This is a genomic window from Streptosporangium sp. NPDC051023 (genome assembly GCF_040689595.1).
Lineage (GTDB): Bacteria > Actinomycetota > Actinomycetes > Streptosporangiales > Streptosporangiaceae > Streptosporangium.
Genome location: NZ_JBFBCE010000022.1, coordinates 1 through 16,578 on the forward strand (window position 1 = coordinate 1; position 16,578 = coordinate 16,578).

General features: G+C 71.1%; 12 protein-coding genes and 1 pseudogene. 6 read left to right on the top strand and 7 right to left on the bottom strand.

Annotation, left to right across the window (positions count from 1 at the left end):
* Positions 1-243 precede the first annotated feature (243 nt).
* Entirely contained in the window at positions 244-516 is a 273-nt protein-coding gene (locus AB0395_RS16595; RefSeq protein WP_184755698.1) for a WXG100 family type VII secretion target, read from the bottom strand.
* Between the two features lie 608 nt (positions 517-1,124).
* Here AB0395_RS16595 and AB0395_RS16600 point away from each other — a divergent pair.
* Both AB0395_RS16600 and AB0395_RS16605 read left to right on the top strand, forming a co-directional pair.
* On the top strand, positions 1,125-2,900 hold the full coding sequence (locus AB0395_RS16600; protein ID WP_366281385.1) for a biotin carboxylase N-terminal domain-containing protein: 1,776 nt from the start codon (positions 1,125-1,127) through the stop codon (positions 2,898-2,900).
* Positions 2,901-3,185: 285 nt separating this feature from the next.
* Positions 3,186-4,556: a hypothetical protein gene (locus AB0395_RS16605; RefSeq protein WP_366281387.1), complete on the top strand. Its 1,371-nt coding sequence runs from the start codon at positions 3,186-3,188 to the stop codon at positions 4,554-4,556.
* 220 nt (positions 4,557-4,776) lie between these two features.
* Here the strand turns inward: AB0395_RS16605 and AB0395_RS16610 are convergent, their stop codons facing one another.
* Both AB0395_RS16610 and AB0395_RS16615 read right to left on the bottom strand, forming a co-directional pair.
* Positions 4,777-5,133: a S41 family peptidase gene (locus AB0395_RS16610; protein WP_366281388.1), complete on the bottom strand. Its 357-nt coding sequence runs from the start codon at positions 5,131-5,133 to the stop codon at positions 4,777-4,779.
* On the bottom strand, positions 5,134-6,330 hold the full coding sequence (locus tag AB0395_RS16615; protein WP_366281390.1) for a transposase: 1,197 nt from the start codon (positions 6,328-6,330) through the stop codon (positions 5,134-5,136).
* 312 nt (positions 6,331-6,642) lie between these two features.
* Here AB0395_RS16615 and AB0395_RS16620 point away from each other — a divergent pair.
* A pseudogene (locus tag AB0395_RS16620) lies at positions 6,643-7,272 on the top strand (pentapeptide repeat-containing protein); the annotation flags it as partial.
* Positions 7,273-7,612: 340 nt separating this feature from the next.
* Here the strand turns inward: AB0395_RS16620 and AB0395_RS16625 are convergent.
* Together AB0395_RS16625 and AB0395_RS16630 are read right to left on the bottom strand one after the other, a co-directional pair.
* Positions 7,613-8,746, bottom strand: coding sequence for an alpha/beta fold hydrolase (locus AB0395_RS16625; protein ID WP_366281392.1), 1,134 nt, complete (start codon positions 8,744-8,746; stop codon positions 7,613-7,615).
* 108 nt (positions 8,747-8,854) lie between these two features.
* Positions 8,855-10,249, bottom strand: a complete 1,395-nt coding sequence (locus AB0395_RS16630; RefSeq protein ID WP_366281394.1) for an NAD(P)H-quinone dehydrogenase — start codon at positions 10,247-10,249, stop codon at positions 8,855-8,857.
* Between the two features lie 375 nt (positions 10,250-10,624).
* Here AB0395_RS16630 and AB0395_RS16635 point away from each other — a divergent pair, with 375 nt between their 5' ends.
* The 3 genes from AB0395_RS16635 (at position 10,625) to AB0395_RS16645 (ending at position 13,841) form a co-directional block, all read left to right on the top strand.
* Positions 10,625-11,077 carry a gamma-glutamylcyclotransferase gene (locus tag AB0395_RS16635; protein WP_366281568.1) on the top strand — a complete coding sequence of 151 codons (453 nt, stop codon included), beginning with the start codon at positions 10,625-10,627 and terminating at the stop codon, positions 11,075-11,077.
* A 243-nt stretch (positions 11,078-11,320) separates the two neighbouring features.
* Positions 11,321-12,124, top strand: coding sequence for a purine-nucleoside phosphorylase (locus AB0395_RS16640; RefSeq protein WP_366281396.1), 804 nt, complete (start codon positions 11,321-11,323; stop codon positions 12,122-12,124).
* 67 nt (positions 12,125-12,191) lie between these two features.
* On the top strand, positions 12,192-13,841 hold the full coding sequence (locus AB0395_RS16645; RefSeq protein WP_366281397.1) for a phospho-sugar mutase: 1,650 nt from the start codon (positions 12,192-12,194) through the stop codon (positions 13,839-13,841).
* A gap of 199 nt (positions 13,842-14,040) precedes the next feature.
* Here the strand turns inward: AB0395_RS16645 and AB0395_RS16650 are convergent, their stop codons facing one another.
* Together AB0395_RS16650 and AB0395_RS16655 are read right to left on the bottom strand one after the other, a co-directional pair.
* The gene (locus tag AB0395_RS16650) at positions 14,041-15,057 is read right to left on the bottom strand and encodes an alpha/beta fold hydrolase (protein ID WP_366281399.1); all 1,017 of its coding nucleotides are present in this window, start codon (positions 15,055-15,057) and stop codon (positions 14,041-14,043) included.
* 117 nt (positions 15,058-15,174) lie between these two features.
* Entirely contained in the window at positions 15,175-16,578 is a 1,404-nt protein-coding gene (locus AB0395_RS16655) for an amidase (RefSeq protein WP_366281400.1), read from the bottom strand.

Below are 16,578 nucleotides of genomic sequence, written 5' to 3' on the forward strand. Positions count from 1 at the left end.
CGTCGCGCCCGCCCCCCCGCCCGCCCCCGCGCGGCGCCCGAGGCGGGCGCGGCCCTCCCCCGCGCCCGGGGCGCGCTCCCCCCGCCCCCCCCCGGCCCCCCCTCGGGCGCAAACGGAACAACGGGAAATGACAGGAAATATCGGGAAAACGCCAGGAAAACGATGGAGACATCGTGGAATGTCGAGGAACGCCGAAACACCGCCCCGGCGTCGAAGGACCGAGGCGGCGTGGCGGCGAAAAGATCAGCGCGTGGCGGACTCGATGTTGCCGCGGTAGGTGTTGATGACGCGAGACGCCTCGGCGAGCTCCTCGGACATACGCTGGAAAGCCGCACGGTAGTTCTGCCAGGCTTCGGTGAAACGCTGCGCTCCAGGACCGGTCCAGGCGGTGCCGACCTTGGCGGCCTCCCGGTCCAGAGCGGCCATGGTGGCTCTCACCTGGTCGGCCTGCTGGGTGAACTGGGTGGCCATCTGCTGCATTTCCGCGGGGTTGCCGCCGAGCAAGTTCTGGCTCATGCCAGTCTCCTTCGGGATCGGTGTCGGGGGGCTCACCAAACGAAATCACGATAGGCGAGTGGATCCAGGGGTACCCGGATTATGCCGAGCGGTTATGGATCTTCCCATACACATGGACCGGCTAACACCGCCGTTTGATGTAACTTTTTGCAATACGGGGGTTGTGAAGATGCGAGAGATCGTGATCGCGGGCCCCCAGACGGGGATCGGCTTCGCCGTGGCCTCCGCCCTCGCCGAACGAGAAGAGGGTCACCCGGCGCCGCGCGTGGGTGCGAACCAGCTGGGCGTCTCCCCGGGACCTCGCACGTCACCGGTCAGATCCCCCACGGCAACGGCGGCGTCCACCTCGACGGAGAGGAGCGCCCGGTTCCGGGCGGGGATCCACGTGGAGGCGCGGCCCAGTCCCGGCGAGCGGGAAGTGGAAGCGCGGCCCGATCCCAGCGGGCGGGAAAAGGCCGGGGAATTCCGATCCGGGCAGCCGGAAACCGGGCGTGCGCAATTCCAGTCCTGGCAGGCAGGACCCCGCTCTTCCCAGGCGCGAGGCGGCGCCTAAACTCCGTTGGAGGCCCGCCAGCCCCCGTTCGCATGTGATGAAGGGAACAACGCCGGTGCAGAAGGTCTTGGTCGCCAATCGTGGTGAGATCGCCGTACGGATTGTCCGCGCCTGCAGGGACGCGGGCCTGGCCAGTGTCGCGGTCTACGCCGAGCAGGACCTGGACGCCCTGCACGTCCAGCTCGCCGACGAGGCCCACGCGCTGGGCGGCCAGTCACCGGCAGAGACGTATCTGGACATCGCCAAGCTGCTGGCGGTCGCCGCGGCCAGCGGGGCGGACGCGGTGCATCCGGGGTACGGGTTCCTGGCCGAGAACGCCGCTTTCGCACAGGCGGTGATCGACGCGGGACTGACCTGGATCGGGCCGCCGCCGTCGGCGATCGTGGCACTGGGCGACAAGGTGCAGGCCCGGCACATCGCGCAGAAGGTCGGGGCGCCGCTGGTCGCCGGTACGGCCGAGCCGGTGAGCGGGGCCGCGGAGGTGGTGGAGTTCGCGAGCGAACACGGCCTGCCGATCGCGATCAAGGCCGCTTACGGCGGTGGCGGGCGTGGCTTGAAGGTGGCCCGCACGCTGGAGGAGATCCCGGAGCTGTTCGACAGCGCGGTGCGTGAGGCGGTCGCGGCGTTCGGCCGGGGTGAGTGTTTCGTCGAGCGCTATCTGGATCGGCCGCGGCATGTGGAGACCCAGTGCCTGGCCGACAAGCATGGTGCGGTGGTGGTGGTCTCCACCCGGGACTGCTCGTTGCAGCGCCGTCACCAGAAGCTGGTCGAGGAGGCGCCCGCGCCGTTCCTGTCCGAGGAGCAGATGGGGCTGTTGTACTCCTCGTCCAAGGCGATCCTGCGGGAGGCGGGGTACGTCGGGGCCGGAACCTGTGAGTTCCTGGTGGGGCAGGACGGCACGATCTCGTTCCTCGAGGTCAACACGCGGTTGCAGGTGGAGCATCCGGTCAGCGAGGAGGTGACCGGACTGGACCTCGTAGGGGAGATGTTCCGGGTCGCGGCCGGAGAGCCTCTGGGGTACGACGACCCGCCGGTGCGGGGGCACAGCATCGAGTTCCGGATCAACGCGGAGGACGCGGGGCGAGGATTCCTGCCCGCTCCGGGCACGATCACGGAGGTGCGGTGGCCGTCGGGGCCCGGGGTGCGGGTCGACGCCGGGTACGACGAGGGGATGACGGTGCCGGGGGCGTTCGACTCGCTCGTCGCCAAGGTGATCGTGACGGGGGCGGATCGGGGGCAGGCGCTGGCACGGTCGCGGCGAGCGCTGGCGGAGTTGCGCATCGAGGGGATGCCGACGGTCGCGGAGTTCCATCGGGTGGTGGTGGAAGAGGAGGCGTTCGTCGCTGCGTCGGGAGTGTTCGGGGTGCACACCCGGTGGATCGAGACCGAGTTCGTCAATCCGGTGCCGCCCTACTCGGGTCCGGTGGGAGAGGCGACCGGACCGGTGGGGCGGGAGCGCGTCACGGTCGAGGTTGGCGGCAAGCGGCTGGAGGTGGTGTTGCCGGCCGGGCTGGCCGCCGGGACCGGGTCCGCGGCCGGAGCCGGGGCAGGGGCAGGCGTGCGGGGACGCACGGGCCGCCGCGGTGGCGCCGGGCGGGCCGCGGTGGTGAGCGGGGACGGGCTGGTCAGCCCGATGCAGGGCACGATCGTGAAGGTCGCGGTGGCCGACGGGGATGTGGTCGCGGCGGGCGATGTGATCGTGGTGCTTGAGGCGATGAAGATGGAGCAGCCGTTGACCGCGCATCGGGCCGGAGTGGTGGCGGGGTTGAGCGCGGTGGTGGGGCAGAGCGTGACCGCGGGTGCGGCGATCTGCGACATCCAGGACAACTGACCGGGAGCGGGTCGGTGCGGTGAGCGGAAGGGCTCACCGGGCCGCGCTCCGCGTGGCGGAAAACAGCACAGATGCCTCCGGTGTGACGGAGGCGCGCTTCAAATGTCCCCGGTGCGGTGGAAAACGCCTCGCCGGGGTTCTGTCGCATGCCGGGTGAACAGATCACGCGGGAAGTGTGTCCGGCGGGTGGAGGCGGTGCTCGGTACGAAGTGGGAAGGGATACGGTCAGGAGGGGAACTCTGACGTCCACTCGCTCGTCCTTCAGGACGAAGGAGGCTTTCTGCCGTGACCACCAAGACCACAGCGCCAGGTCGCCTCGGTGCCGCGATCATCGCGTTGCTCGCCGGGCTGCTGGCCATCTTCATGATCGCGCCGGCGGCGAACGCCGCGGCGCCCGACCCGAACACGATCGCGTCAGGACTGAAGGACGGGGACCACTTCTACGTCGACCCCGCGGCGGGCGTTCCCGGCAACGCCAGCGACGCCATGCGCAGCGCCGTCGAGCAGACCTCCTCGGTCTATCTGGCGGTGTTGCCCGAAGGCTCGGTGACCAGTTCGTCCCAGGCGAGGACCCTGCTGAGCTCGGTCCGCAAGGATGTGGGCGGCAAGTCGACCATCCTGATCATGAGCGGCAAGACGCCGTTCGGGGTGTCCAACATCAAGGGTGTCGACGTTGACGAGCTGCTCGGCCGCGCCAAGACGAGCAGCAGCCCGACGGACAATGTGATCAGTTTCGTGAAGCTGGCGGACGACGCGGGCACGGGCGCCGGTGTCGGATCCAGCTCCTCCAGTTCTTCCGGTGGCTCCGGCGCGGGCGTGCTGGTCGGCATCCTGGTGCTGGCCGTGGCCGGTGGCCTGGGCATCTTCTTCTACTCCCGCAAGAAGAAGAAGCAGCGCGAGGCCCGTGAGGCCGCCGAGCTGGCCGCCGTCAAGCAGACGGTCGACGAGGACGTCACCAAGTTCGGTGAGGAGATCACCGACCTGGACACCGACGTCAAGCTTCTCGGCGACGGTTCGGAGCACCTGCAGGACTGGCAGCGCGCCCTCGACTCCTACGAGCGGGCCAAGGTGGAGCTGGCGGCGGTCAAGCGCCCCGACGAGCTCCGCGGCGTGACCACCGCGCTTGAGGAGGGCCGTTACGCCCTCGCCTGTGTGAAGGCCCGGGTGAACCATCAGCCGCTTCCCGCGCGGCGCTCGCCGTGCTTCTTCAACCCGCAGCACGGTCCCTCCGTCCGTGACGTCCGCTGGGCCCCGCCCGGCGGCGCGGTGCGTGACGTGCCCGCCTGCGCGGCCGACGCCGAGGCGGTCGAGCGCGGCTTCGAGCCGCAGACGCGCCAGGTCATGGTCGACGGCCACTACCGCCCGTACTACGACGCGGGCCCGGCCTACCAGCCGTACGCCTACGGCTACTACGGCGGCTTCGGCGACGTCATGAGCGCGATGCTCGTCGGCACCGTGATGGGAAGCGTGCTGAGCGGTGGCTGGGGCTACGGCGGTGGCTATGGCGGCTACGGCGCCGGTTACGAGCAGGGAGTCGCCGACAGTGGTGGCGGCAGCGACTTCGGTGGCGGCGGCGACTTCGGCGGCGGCGGCTGGGGTGACTTCGGCGGTGGCGGCGACTTCGGCGGAGGTGACTTCGGCGGCGGCGACTGGTAGTCGCACCGGTCATCGCTGACAGGTCCGGTGGTCACATCGGTTGAGAGCCAGGACGGGCGCGTTCCCCAAGGGGGACGCGCCCGTCGTCGTTCAGATGTTCCTCACACCAGGACCTCCGCCGCCCTCTGTCCCGGGCCGCTCCCCTGGATCGAAGGCTGCTTTCCCGGGTTCGGAGGCCGCCACGACCGCCCCGTTCTCGGACCCGGAGGTGACTCCATGACTACCGTCGCCGCTGGTTCGCCAGGTAGGAGAGGGCCTTGGCGAAGGAGGTGTCGCGGTCGCCGTTCAGTTCCTCGTCGCTGAGAACGCCGGGAACGGACAGGTGCGACGGGATGCCGGTCACGTCGAAGGATGTCCCGTCCCTGGTCAGGAAACGCTCGTTGGGCAGCGCGAAGCTCCACCCGTTGGGCAGCTTCCGCCACAGGAAGTCGGAGAAGGCTCCCTGGGTGTTCTCTCCGATCCGCTCAGGCCGGGGTGTCCGTCCCGTCATGGCCTGGGTGAAGGTCTCGCCCGCGCTGATGGTCAGGCTGCTGTTGACATCCTCCCCCGCCGGAAGGGCGGGGGATTCCAACGGCAACTACCCCACCAGGAGGAGGTCGCGTTGAGGTTCGCGGTTCACAGGCCCGGCAACCCGGTCGCCTCCCCGCGCATCCACCGCATGCCCCGCGGCAGTGTCTCTGACGTTCTTGGCCGCGTTGACGTCGGCGTTGTCCCGATGCCCGCAGGCGACGCAGCGGAACCGAGATTGGCTCTCTCTCGACTCGGCCGCGCGATGCCCGCAGGCGTTGCAGGTCTGCGACGTGTAACGCGGGTCGATCCTCCGGACGCGGCCGGGGGCCTTGTGCTCCAGCCGCGTCACGAGCCGCCCCCATCCGGCGGCGAGAACGCCCCGGTTGAGACCGGCCTTCTGCCGGACGCCGCCGCCCGGCTCGGCGAGGGTGCCCCTCGCCGAACGGGTCATGCCGGAGACCTTCAGGTCCTCGACGGCGATCACGTCGAACCCGCGGGCCAGACCGGTGCTGATCTTCTCGATCCAGTCCTTGCGCCGATCGGCCTCACGGGCCTTCAGCCTCGCGACGGCGGCCTTGACCCTGCCACGGCGCTTCGATCCGCGCCCGGCGCGGGCCAGCCTGCGCTGCAACCGCAGCAGCCGGGCCTTCTCGGCCTCACGCAGGCCGGGCACGTGAAGCAATTCCCCGGTGGACAGGGCGGCCGAGACGGCGACGCCCCGGTCCACCCCGACCGCCTCGCCCGTCCCGGGAGCGGGGACCGGTTCGGGAACGGCGGCGAAGGCGACATGCCAGCGCCCGGCACGGTCACGGGTGACGCGATAGGACCTCACCCCGCCGGGAACGGCGCGAGACCAGCGAAACCGCACCCAGCCGACCTTCGGGACCCTGACCTCACCCACCCGCCGCGACAGACGCCGCACATCGCCGGGCTTGACCGCGACGATGCGAAACCCCTCGCCCCGGCCGCGTCTGCGCCACACCGGCCGCCGGTGGGTCCTGCCGAAGAAGTTCGCCATGGCCTGGGCGAAATCCTTGAGCGCCTGCTGCTGCACGACGATCGACCCGGCCCTCAGCCAGCCGGACTCCGCCCTGGCCTCGATGAGCTGACGGCACTGCTCGGCGAACCCCGGAGCGTTTTTCCGGCCCGGTTTCCAGCAGGCGTGCTGCTCGACGGCGAGATTCCACACGAACCGGGCGTGCCCGCAGTGCTCGGCCAGCACCTGCTCCTGAGCAGGCGTCGGGGAGAGCCGGTAGCGGGACACGCCGATCAACCTACCGAACCCCACCGACAAAACCCGGAGATCACCATGCGGCATCGTTCCGCGCTTCCTCCCCGCCCTGAAGGACGGGGCATCCGCGCTGGAAGTGCCTGGTGGCGGCGTCCGGTCACATCTATGGGAAAGACGCTGCGAGAAACGTCGAAAAGCCGGATAGGCCCGGCAAAAGCGTGCAAGCAGCCGTCTAGCGGGATGCAATGATCCACTGACACGATCGGGACTGCTTTCAAGGAGGCTCCCGTGCGTCGTTCCGTTTCCCTGGCACTCCTCGCTGCGATCTTCGCGCTGTCAGGGCCCATGATCTCGCCCGCCCAGGCCGCGGCCGGGCCGTGCCGCCCTGGCCAGGGCGCCAACCTGCGCGGCAAGGACTTCACCAACGGCGCCCCGCTGCCCTACAGCCTGCGCTGTGCCGACCTGACCAAGGCGAAGCTGAACGGCGTCGAGCTCATCCAGAAGGATCTGACGGGAGCGATCCTGCGAGGTGCCGACCTCAGGCAGGCCAACCTCACCCAGGCCACCCTGAAGTACGCCGACCTGCGAGGCGCCAACCTCCGCGAGGCCGACCTCGGCCAGATGCACGCCGACCACGCCGACCTGCGCGACGCGATCCTGGTCGACGCCGAGGCCGGGCAGGCCGAGTTCCCGCACGCCAACCTGACCGGGGCCAAGCTGACTCGGGCCGTGCTCACCCAGGTCAACTTCGTCGGCGCCAAGCTGATCGACGCCGACCTCAACGAGAGCAGGCCCGGCCAGCTCAAGGCACGCAAGGCCGACTTCACCCGGGCCAAGCTGCACGAGGCCAAGATGGGGCAGTCCGACCTGGGGCACGCGACGTTCAACGACGCCGACCTGCGTGAGGCCGTGTTCGACCAGTCCGAACTGGACGGCGCCTCCTTCACCGGCGCCCTGGTCGACGACGCCTCCTTCATCCAGGCCGACGACGCGGACCTGACCGGCGCCAAGGGGACTCCAAAGGGCGTGGACGGGCTGCCGCTCACCGTGCCGACCCCCGTCAGCAGCCCCGCGGGCGGCGATGGGACGGAAACCCCCGCCGCCCAGCCCCCGAACTCCCGCAGCGGCCTGTCCATCGGGCTCATCATGGTCGTGCTCAGCGCCGTCGGCCTGGCGGTCACCGTGGTGATCTGGGGGGTCAGCGCCCAGCGGCGGACCCGGCGCAACGCCAAGTTCGCGCTCATGCGACGTGGCGCCGAGGAGGACATCACCCGCCTGGGCGAGGAGATCGACCAGCTCGACTACGAGTTCCAGGTCAGCGGGCGCGGCGGCATGACCGCCGACGGCGACTGGCGGCACGCCATCGACGCCTACGAGGCGGCCAAGAACGCGCTGGCTGTGGCCAGGCGCGAGGAGGAGCTGCACTTCGTGGCGCGTGCCGTACAGGACGGCAGGAACGCCCTGGGCCGGCTGCGGGCGAGGACGTCCCGCTGACACGCCCCCCGTCCCGTGCGCACCGCCACGACAGTCGTGACGGTGTGCACGGGACCGTACGGAAGGGACGGAGGTGGCTCCTCCGATAGAGGCGCGGGGCCGCATGGGAGAGACGGGGACGGCTTTCAGCCCTGGTGGCGGCCCAGGTGGTCGAGGAGGAGCTCGTTGACCTTGTCCGGGGCTTCCAGCTGCAACCAGTGGCCTGGGCCTTCGAGGCGTTCGTACCGCCACGGGCCGCTGACGTGCCCGGCCCCGTACCGGTCATCGCCTCCTCGGTGAGGAACCGGTCACCGGTGCTCCACACCCCCAGCGTGGGCGCCTGGATGGGGGGCAGGTCGAGAGGCGGCGCGACCAGGGTCTCCGGGCGGACACCGGTGCGGTAGACCGCCAGCCCGGCGCTGAGCGCCTCGGGGTCGCGCATGCGCTCGATGACCTCGTCGGCGTCGGGGTGCTCGGCCAGCATCTCGCGGGCGTTGCGGAAGTCGTTCTGGGTGAGCCACTGCTCGGCGATGCCGACGAACTGGAACAGCAGCATGTACCAGGACTTCTCCCGCTGCCGCCAGCCCGCGGCGGCCAGCGCGGCGGGATGGCCGACCGACAGGCAGGTGAGGCTGTTCACCCGCTCCGGCGCGACCGTGGCGAGGATCTGGACGAGCGCCGACCCCCAGTCGTGGCCCACCAGATGTGCCCGCTCGGCGCCGAACGCGTCGAGGACGGCGAGAAGGTCCCCGAGGTAGCGGTCGAGCTCGTAGTTCTCCAGCCCTGCGGGCTTGTCTGAGGCGCCGAACCCGCGCAGGTCCGGGACGATCGTGCGATATCCGGCCGCGTTCAGCGCGGCCACCTGGTGCCGCCAGCAGGCATGGGTGTCGGGATAGCCGTGCGCGAGCAGCACGGCGGGCCCCTCCCCGCTCACCTCGACATTGAGACCGATGCCGTTGACGTCGACACGCATCATGACACTCCGGGCGTCTGGGAGGGCCCGGCGCGGCAGGCGCCGGGCACTGCGAAAGCGCGGTGCGGGACACGAGGGGAACGCGGAGAGGGTGGGACCCCATTCCCCTGGTCAGATCCCGCTGGGGGTCATCGGCTGCATCAGGCGGCGGGCCGCCTCGGTGATGGAGCCGGACATCGAGGGGTAGACCGCGAAGGTGTGGGCGAGCTGGTCGACGGTGAGCCGCTGCTGGACGGCCACGGAGACCGCCAGGATCAGCTCGGACGCCCCAGGGGCGACCACGACGCCGCCGAGGATGATGCCGGTGTGCGGGCGGCAGAACAGCTTCACGAAGCCGTCGTTGAACCCCTGCATCTTGGCCCGGGCGTTTGTGGCCAGCGGCAGCTTGACGACGTTGGCCTCGACCGCGCCGGACTCGATCGCCTTCTGGGTGACGCCGACGGCGGCGATCTCGGGGTCGGTGAAGATGTTGGAGGCGACGGTGGCCAGGCGCAGCGGCTGTACGGCCTCGCCGAGCGCGTGCCAGACGGCGATCCGGCCCTGCATGGCGGCGACGGAGGCGAGCATCAGCACGCCGGTGCAGTCACCGGCCGCGTAGACGCCGGGCGCGGAGGTGCGGGAGACCTTGTCCACCTGGATGAACCCGCCCTGGTCGAGGGTGACCCCGGCCTCCTCAAGCCCGATGCCGGAGGTGTTGGGGATCATGCCGACCGTCATCAGGCAGTGGGTGCCCTCGGCCGTCCTGCCGTCCTCCAGCGTGACGACCACGCCGTCGGCGGTGCGCTTGACGGACTCGGCACGGGAACGGCCCATGACGTTCATCCCGCGGCGGCGGTAGACCTCCTCCAGGACCTCGGCGGCGTCGGCGTCCTCGTTGGGCATCATCCGGTCGCGCGAGGAGACGAGCGTGACCTCGGAGCCGAGCGAGCGGTAGGCGCCCGCGAACTCCGCGCCGGTGACGCCGGAACCGACCACGATGAGGTGCTCGGGCAGCTCCTCCAGGTCGTACATCTGGCGCCAGGTGAGGATGCGCTCACCGTCCGGCTCCGCGGAGGGCAGGATGCGTGGGGTCGCGCCGGTCGCCACGATCACGACGTCGGCCCTGATCGTCCGGTCCCCGACCCTGACCACCTGGGGGTCGACCAGCCGCCCCAAGCCCCGGACCACCTCGACCCCCTCGGCGGCGAGCCGCGCCGCGATGTCGGCGGACTGGGCCTGGGCCAGGTCCTTCACACGCGTGTTGACCAGCGGCATGTCGGCGATGACGCCGCCGACGTCACCGTCGGGGCCACCGGTGAAGTGCACGCCGAGCATGCTGGCGTCGAGAAGCGCCTGCTTTCTGACCGAGGTGGCGATCAGCGTCTTGGACGGCACGCAGTCGGTGAGGACGCAGGCCCCGCCGGGACCGTCCTGTTCGACCACGGTCACCTGTGCGCCAAGTTGCGCGGCCACCAGGGCCGCCTCGTATCCGCCGGGCCCGCCACCGATGATCACGATCCTCGTCACGTACCCCATTGTCCCGCATCTTTCGGACCAATCACTCGCTGGGTCCCCTCAAGTCACTCGCGGGGCCTCATCGGGCAACCTGGAAGTGGCCCCGGGAGGCCCGGCCGGCGATCAACCCGAGCCCGGTTCCGGGACCGGCGCCGGACCGGTTCACGACCGATTCCGAAGCCCGGCACCGAAACCGGAAGCGCGGCCGACACCGGGCCGACACCGATGACGAGATTGGAGACGGCACCGGGGACGAGATCAAAGACGGCATCGGGCCGTCACCGAGGCCGTCACCGGGAGCGGCGGGGATGATCGAGGACAAAGCAGACCGACACGACGTCGAAGCCACGTGAGCATCCGACAGATCTTGGATTAATGTTGGATGCCGTGCCTGTCTACGCCGCCTACGGCAGCAACATGGACCCGAAGCAGATGGCCCTGCGGGCCCCTCACTCCCCCATGCGGGGGTCGGGCTGGCTTCAGGGCTGGCGCCTCACGTTCGGCGGGAACGACCTCGGCTGGGAGGGCGCTCTCGCCACCATCGTAGAAGATCCTTTCGAACAGGTATTCGTCGTTCTCTACGACGTGCCCGAGTGGGACGAGACCTCTCTCGACCAGTGGGAGGGCGCGGTCCGCGGCCTCTACCACAAGGTCAGGCTCCGGGTGCAGACCCTGGAGGGCGAGGTCGTGGCCTGGTTCTACGTGATCGACGGCTACGAGGGCGGCCTGCCCTCCGCGCGCTATCTCGGCATCCTGGCCGAGGCCGCGGAGAAGGCGGGCGCGCCGGACGACTACGTCAAGGATCTGCGCGGCCGTCCCTGCACCTCCCTGGGAGGCTGACCGGGTTCGTCCCACTCCGGGGCCGCCCCCGTCGGGGCCGCCCCGCACGGGATCACCCACGCCGGGACCACCTCACGCGGGACCGCTCCACACCGGAACCGCCCCATACTGGGACCGCCTCAGCCGGGAAGCCGCCCGGCCCTTTCCGGTACCGGGAAACCGACCGGCTTCCCCGCCAGGGAAGCCGGCCGGCGCTGTCTTGCCTGCCCACCGATGGGCGGAATGACGAGTACGCTCGGTGAGGTGACCAACGACCCTTATGCACTCGCCGCCGACGCCGCGACCGCGCTGAAGAGCGCTGTCGGAGTCGACTCCTTCGACGTCGCACTGGTGATGGGTTCGGGCTGGGTTCCGGCCGCCGACGCCATCGGCGAGACGATCGCCGAGATCCCGGCGACCGATCTGCCTGGTTTCGCCCCGCCCGCCGTAGCGGGTCACGCGGGCACGATCCGTGCGGTGCGCGCCGAGTCGGGCAAGAACGCGCTGATCTTCCTGGGCCGTACCCACCTCTATGAGGGCCGTGGCGTCGACCCGGTCGTGCACGGCGTGCGGACCGCGATCAAGGCGGGCGCGGGCACGATCGTGCTGACCAATGCGGCCGGCGGCCTGCGCCCCGAGACCCAGCGGGTCGGCGAGGCGGTGCTGATCAGCGACCACATCAATCTGACCGGCGCCAGCCCGATCACCGGCGCGACCTTCGTGGACCTGACCGACCTCTACACCCCGCGCCTGCGCGACCTCGCCCGGGAGATCGAGCCGTCGATGGCCGAGGGCGTCTACGTGGCCTTCCGCGGCCCGACCTACGAGACGCCCGCCGAGGTCCGCATGTGCAGGATCCTCGGCGGTGACATGGTCGGCATGTCGACGGCGCTGGAGGCCATCGCGGCCCGGGAGGGCGGCGCGGACGTGCTCGGCGTCTCCCTGGTCACCAACCCGGGCGCGGGCCTGGTCGGCGAACCGCTCAACCACGAGGAGGTGCTGGCGGTCGGCCGTGCCACCGCCGCGCGCATGGGCGACCTGCTCTCCAAAGTCGTCGGCAAGCTGTAAAACAGCCGTGAGGGCGGCGGGCGGCCCGGCTGGGCGGTCGTGTCGCGCGCGTGAGCGAGAGGTGACGATGAGCAGCGATCTTGTACGGCTCGCGCGGTCCTGGCTGGCCCAGGACCCCGACCAGGAGACCCGGACCGAGCTGACCGCGCTCCTCGAACAGCTCCCGGAGAGCGGCGACGCGTTGCGTGAGCGGTTCCACGGCAAGCTGGAGTTCGGCACGGCGGGACTGCGCGGCGAGCTCGGCGCGGGTCCCAACCGGATGAACCGGGTCACCGTCATGCGCGCGGCCGCCGGGCTCGCCGGGGTCCTCGGGCCAGGCAGGCATGTCGTGATCGGCTACGACGCCCGGCACAAGTCCGACGTCTTCGCCCGCGACACCGCCGCCGTGCTCACCGGCGCCGGGCTGCGGGCGTCCGTGCTTCCCGGGCCGCTGCCGACCCCGGTGCTGGCCTTCGCCGTACGGCATCTCGGCGCGGACGCGGGCGTGACCGTCACCGCCAGCCACAACCCGCCCCGCGACAACGGCTACAAGGTCTACTGGGGCGACGGTTCGCAGATCGTGCCGCCGGTCGACGCGGAGATCTCCGCCGCGATCGACGCCGTCGGCCCGGTGTCCGGGCTGCCGCTCGGCTCCGGGTGGACCGAGCTGAACGACGACGTCGTGGCCGCCTATCTGGCGGCGGTTACGGCACTACCGCTGGGCGGCGACCGTGGGCTTCGGGTGGCCTACACCCCGCTGCACGGTGTCGGCGGCGCCCTGGCGACCCGTGCCTTCCTGACGGCCGGGTTCGACGCCCCGGCGATCGTCGAGGCCCAGGCCGCCCCCGATCCGGACTTCCCGACCGTCGCCTTCCCCAATCCCGAGGAACCCGGCGCGATGGACCTCGCGCTCGAGCTGGCCCGGCGGATCGACGCGGACATCGTGCTGGCCAACGACCCCGACGCCGACCGGTGCGCGGTTGGCGTGCGCCTGCCCGGCGGGGGCCATCGGATGCTGACCGGTGACGAGGTCGGCTCGCTCCTCGGCGAGCATGTGATCCGGCAGACCTCGGGCGAGGGACGCCTGGTGGCCACGACGATCGTCTCCTCCTCGCTTCTCGGCAAGATCGCCGCCGCGCACGGCGTGCGCTACGCCGAGACTCTCACCGGCTTCAAGTGGATCATGAAGGCCGGAGAGGGGCTGGTCTTCGGCTACGAGGAGGCCCTGGGGTACAGCGTCGGTAACGGTGACGACCGGGGGGTGGCCCTGCCCGTCCACGACAAGGACGGCATCGGCGCGGCGCTGACCGTCGCCGGGCTAGCCGCCCAGGCCAGGTCGCGGGGGCGCACCCTGCTCGACCTCCTCGACGACCAGGCCCGCGAGTACGGCCTGCACTCCACCTCGCAACTGTCCGTCAGGGTCGACGACCTGTCGCTGATCACGGACGCGATGGCCGGGCTACGCGCCGCCCCGCCGGTCGAGCTGGGCGGTCGCAAGGTGGAGTCCGCGGACGACCTGAGCGAGGGCGCGGACGGCCTGCCTCCGACCGACGGCCTGCGCTACCGGCTTTCCGGCGGTGCCCGGGTCGTGGTCCGCCCGTCGGGTACCGAGCCCAAGCTCAAGTGCTACCTGGAGGTCGTCGTCCCGGTCGAGGGGGAGGTCTCCGAGGCCAGCGCGCAGGCCGTACGCGACCTCGACGCCCTGAAGGACGACCTCTCGGCCGCCCTCGGCCTGTAAGCACCGGTACGGCGACCGGAGACGTCCCGGGCCACGCGCCGCTCGAAGGCGCCGGGCACGTCTCTGTCACCGCTCGCCGTACCGGCGCCCGGGACGACACCACGGTCCGGGGAGGACACTCGGCCCCCGACGACACCACGGCCCCAGGAAGAACACTCGGCCTCCGACGACACCACGGTCCGGGGAAGACCGGGCCCTGCTACGCGGCGGGATCGGCGAGCAGGTCGTGGATGGCGCGTTCGATGAAGGCGTTGTCCGCCGGGTTCGCGCCGCGCCCCGCCAGGTGGCCCCAGACTCCGGGGATCACCCGGACCTCACCTCCGGGGATGTGCGTGCCCGCCCACTGCTCGTCCTCCGGCGGGAAGTACAGGTCCTTCTCCGCGGGCACGGCCAGCAACCGCGCCCTGATGGAGCCGAGCGCGCTCTCCAGCTTCCCGCCGTGTCCCGGGGTGACGCCGACGTCGGCGTGCTCCCACGCGCCGAGCATGGCGAGCAGGTCGTTGGCGTCGTGGGCCAGGAAGGTGGCCTCCCACCAGTTGGCGACGAAGTCCTCCAGCGAGGAGAAGCCCAGCTCACGCCAGCGTTCCTGCCAATAGAAGGCCTGCGAGAACCCCCAGCCCGCGTAGACCCTGGCGAAAGCGCGCAGCCCCGTGACGGGCGGCCGCTCGTACGCCCCGCCGTCGAAGCGGGCGTCCGCGGTCAGCGCGGCGCGCAGGCCCATGAGGAAGACGATGTTGTGCTGCGACGTGCGCGGGGACCCGCAGAACGGCAGTGCCCGCGCGACCATGTCCGGGTGGCTGACCGCCCACTGGTAGGTCTGCGCCGCCCCCATTGACCAGCCGAGGACCAGCTGGAGCCGTTCGATCCCGAACTCCCCGGTGACCAGGCGGTGCTGGGCGTTGACGTTGTCCCTGATGGACAGCCGCGGGAAGTGAGCGGCGTCGTAGGGGGCGGGGGTGTTCGACGGGGAGGAGGACAGCCCGTTACCGAACATGTTGGGCACGATGACGAAGTAGCGGTCGGTGTCAAGCGCGCGTCCGGGTCCGATCAACCACTCGTTGTTCACGTGCGTGTCGGCGTACGCCGTCGGATAGAGGATGGCGTTCGAGCGGTCGGGCGCGAGCGAGCCGTAGGTCTGGTAGGCCAGCCGGGCGGGTCGCAGGGTCGCGCCGCCCTCCAGCGTGAAGTCGGGCAGTTCGAGAAACTTGACTGTCACGGTCGTTGTCTCCTTCGAGTCGGGTGAGGGGCACGGGGGCGGTGAGATCCGCGGCGACGGCGAGGTCCGTCCCCGGTCATCGGGTCAGATCCGCGGCGGTGACGGGACTCGCCCCGGTCATCGGGTGAGGTCCACCGCATCGGCGAGATCCGTCCCCGGTCGGCGGAGCCTGGCGGCCAGGGCGAACAGCGACCGTTCCCGGCCAGGCGCGCAGACCAGTTGCAGGCCCACGGGAAGCCCGTCGACCGTCCCCGCGGGGACGCTCAGCGCGGGCAGGCCCAGGAGGTTCCACGGGCTGGTCAGGCCGAGGAGCGCGACGCGGACCATGATCTGCCTGCCGTCGACGTCCACCTGCCGCTCCCCGAGCCGAGGGGCGATGACGGGTACGGTCGGCAAGGCGAGCACGTCGAACCGGCGGAACAGCGCGGCCAGTTCCGCGTTGAGCCGCTCCCGCTCCTCAAGGGCGCGGACGTAGTGCCATCCCTCCGTACGGCCCGCGTCGCGCAGCCGTTCCAGCACCTCGGGGTCGAACAGATGCGGGGCACGCGCGACCCGCTCCGCGTGCACCGCGTAGACCTCACTGTCCTGGATCGCGGCGAACGCCACGGCCGCGGCCTCCGCGCCGGGGAAGTCGATCTCCTCTCCCCCGCGGGCGGCCCCGTCGGCGAGCATGGCCTCCAGGGTCTCCCGCGCGACCTCCTCGACCGCCTTGCCCGTCACGACCAGCGACCCGGGGCGGATCCAGGCCACCCTCGGCACCGGGTCCCCCTCGAGGTGCCCGTCCTGGGGCAGGCCCGCGAGAACGTGGTAGGCGGTCCGGCAGTCGTCGGCCGTGGCCGCCAGCACCCCCACGTGGTCGAGCGAACGGGACAGCGGGAACACCCCGCCCACCGGGATCGCCCCGTAAGCCGGTTTGAAGCCCGCGATGCCGCACAGCGCGGCCGGTATCCGGATGGAACCGCCGGTGTCGGTGCCCAGCGCGAGCGGCACCATGCCCGCGGCGACCGCGGCCGCGCTGCCTCCGCTGGATCCTCCGGACATCCGCGCAGGGTCGGCCGGATTGCGTGAGGGGCCGTCCGCGGAACGGTCTCCCGTCGGGCCGTAGGCGAACTCGTGGGTCCCGGTCTTGCCGACGACGATCGCGCCCGCGCCGCGAAGCGCCGTGACGCACTCGGCGTCGCCGTCCGGCACCCGGTCGGCGAGGTGCGCCGAGCCCACCCGTCCGGGAAGTCGCGCCACGTCGATGTTGTCCTTGACGGCGACCGGTATGCCGTGCAGCGGCCCCCGGTCGACGCCCGCGGTGAGCTCGCCGTCCGCGTGCCGGGCGGCGGCGAGCGCGCCCGCCTTGTCGACCGTGACGAAGGCGCCCAACCCCCTGTCCAGCTCCTCCACGGCGGCCAGTGACTGCTCGGTCAGGTCGACCGCGCTGAGCACGCGCTCACGCAGCATCAGGGCCAGATCGGCCAGGGTGTGGCCGGTGAAGAACCCGCTGTTCCGACCGGCGACATCCGATGTCGTCAT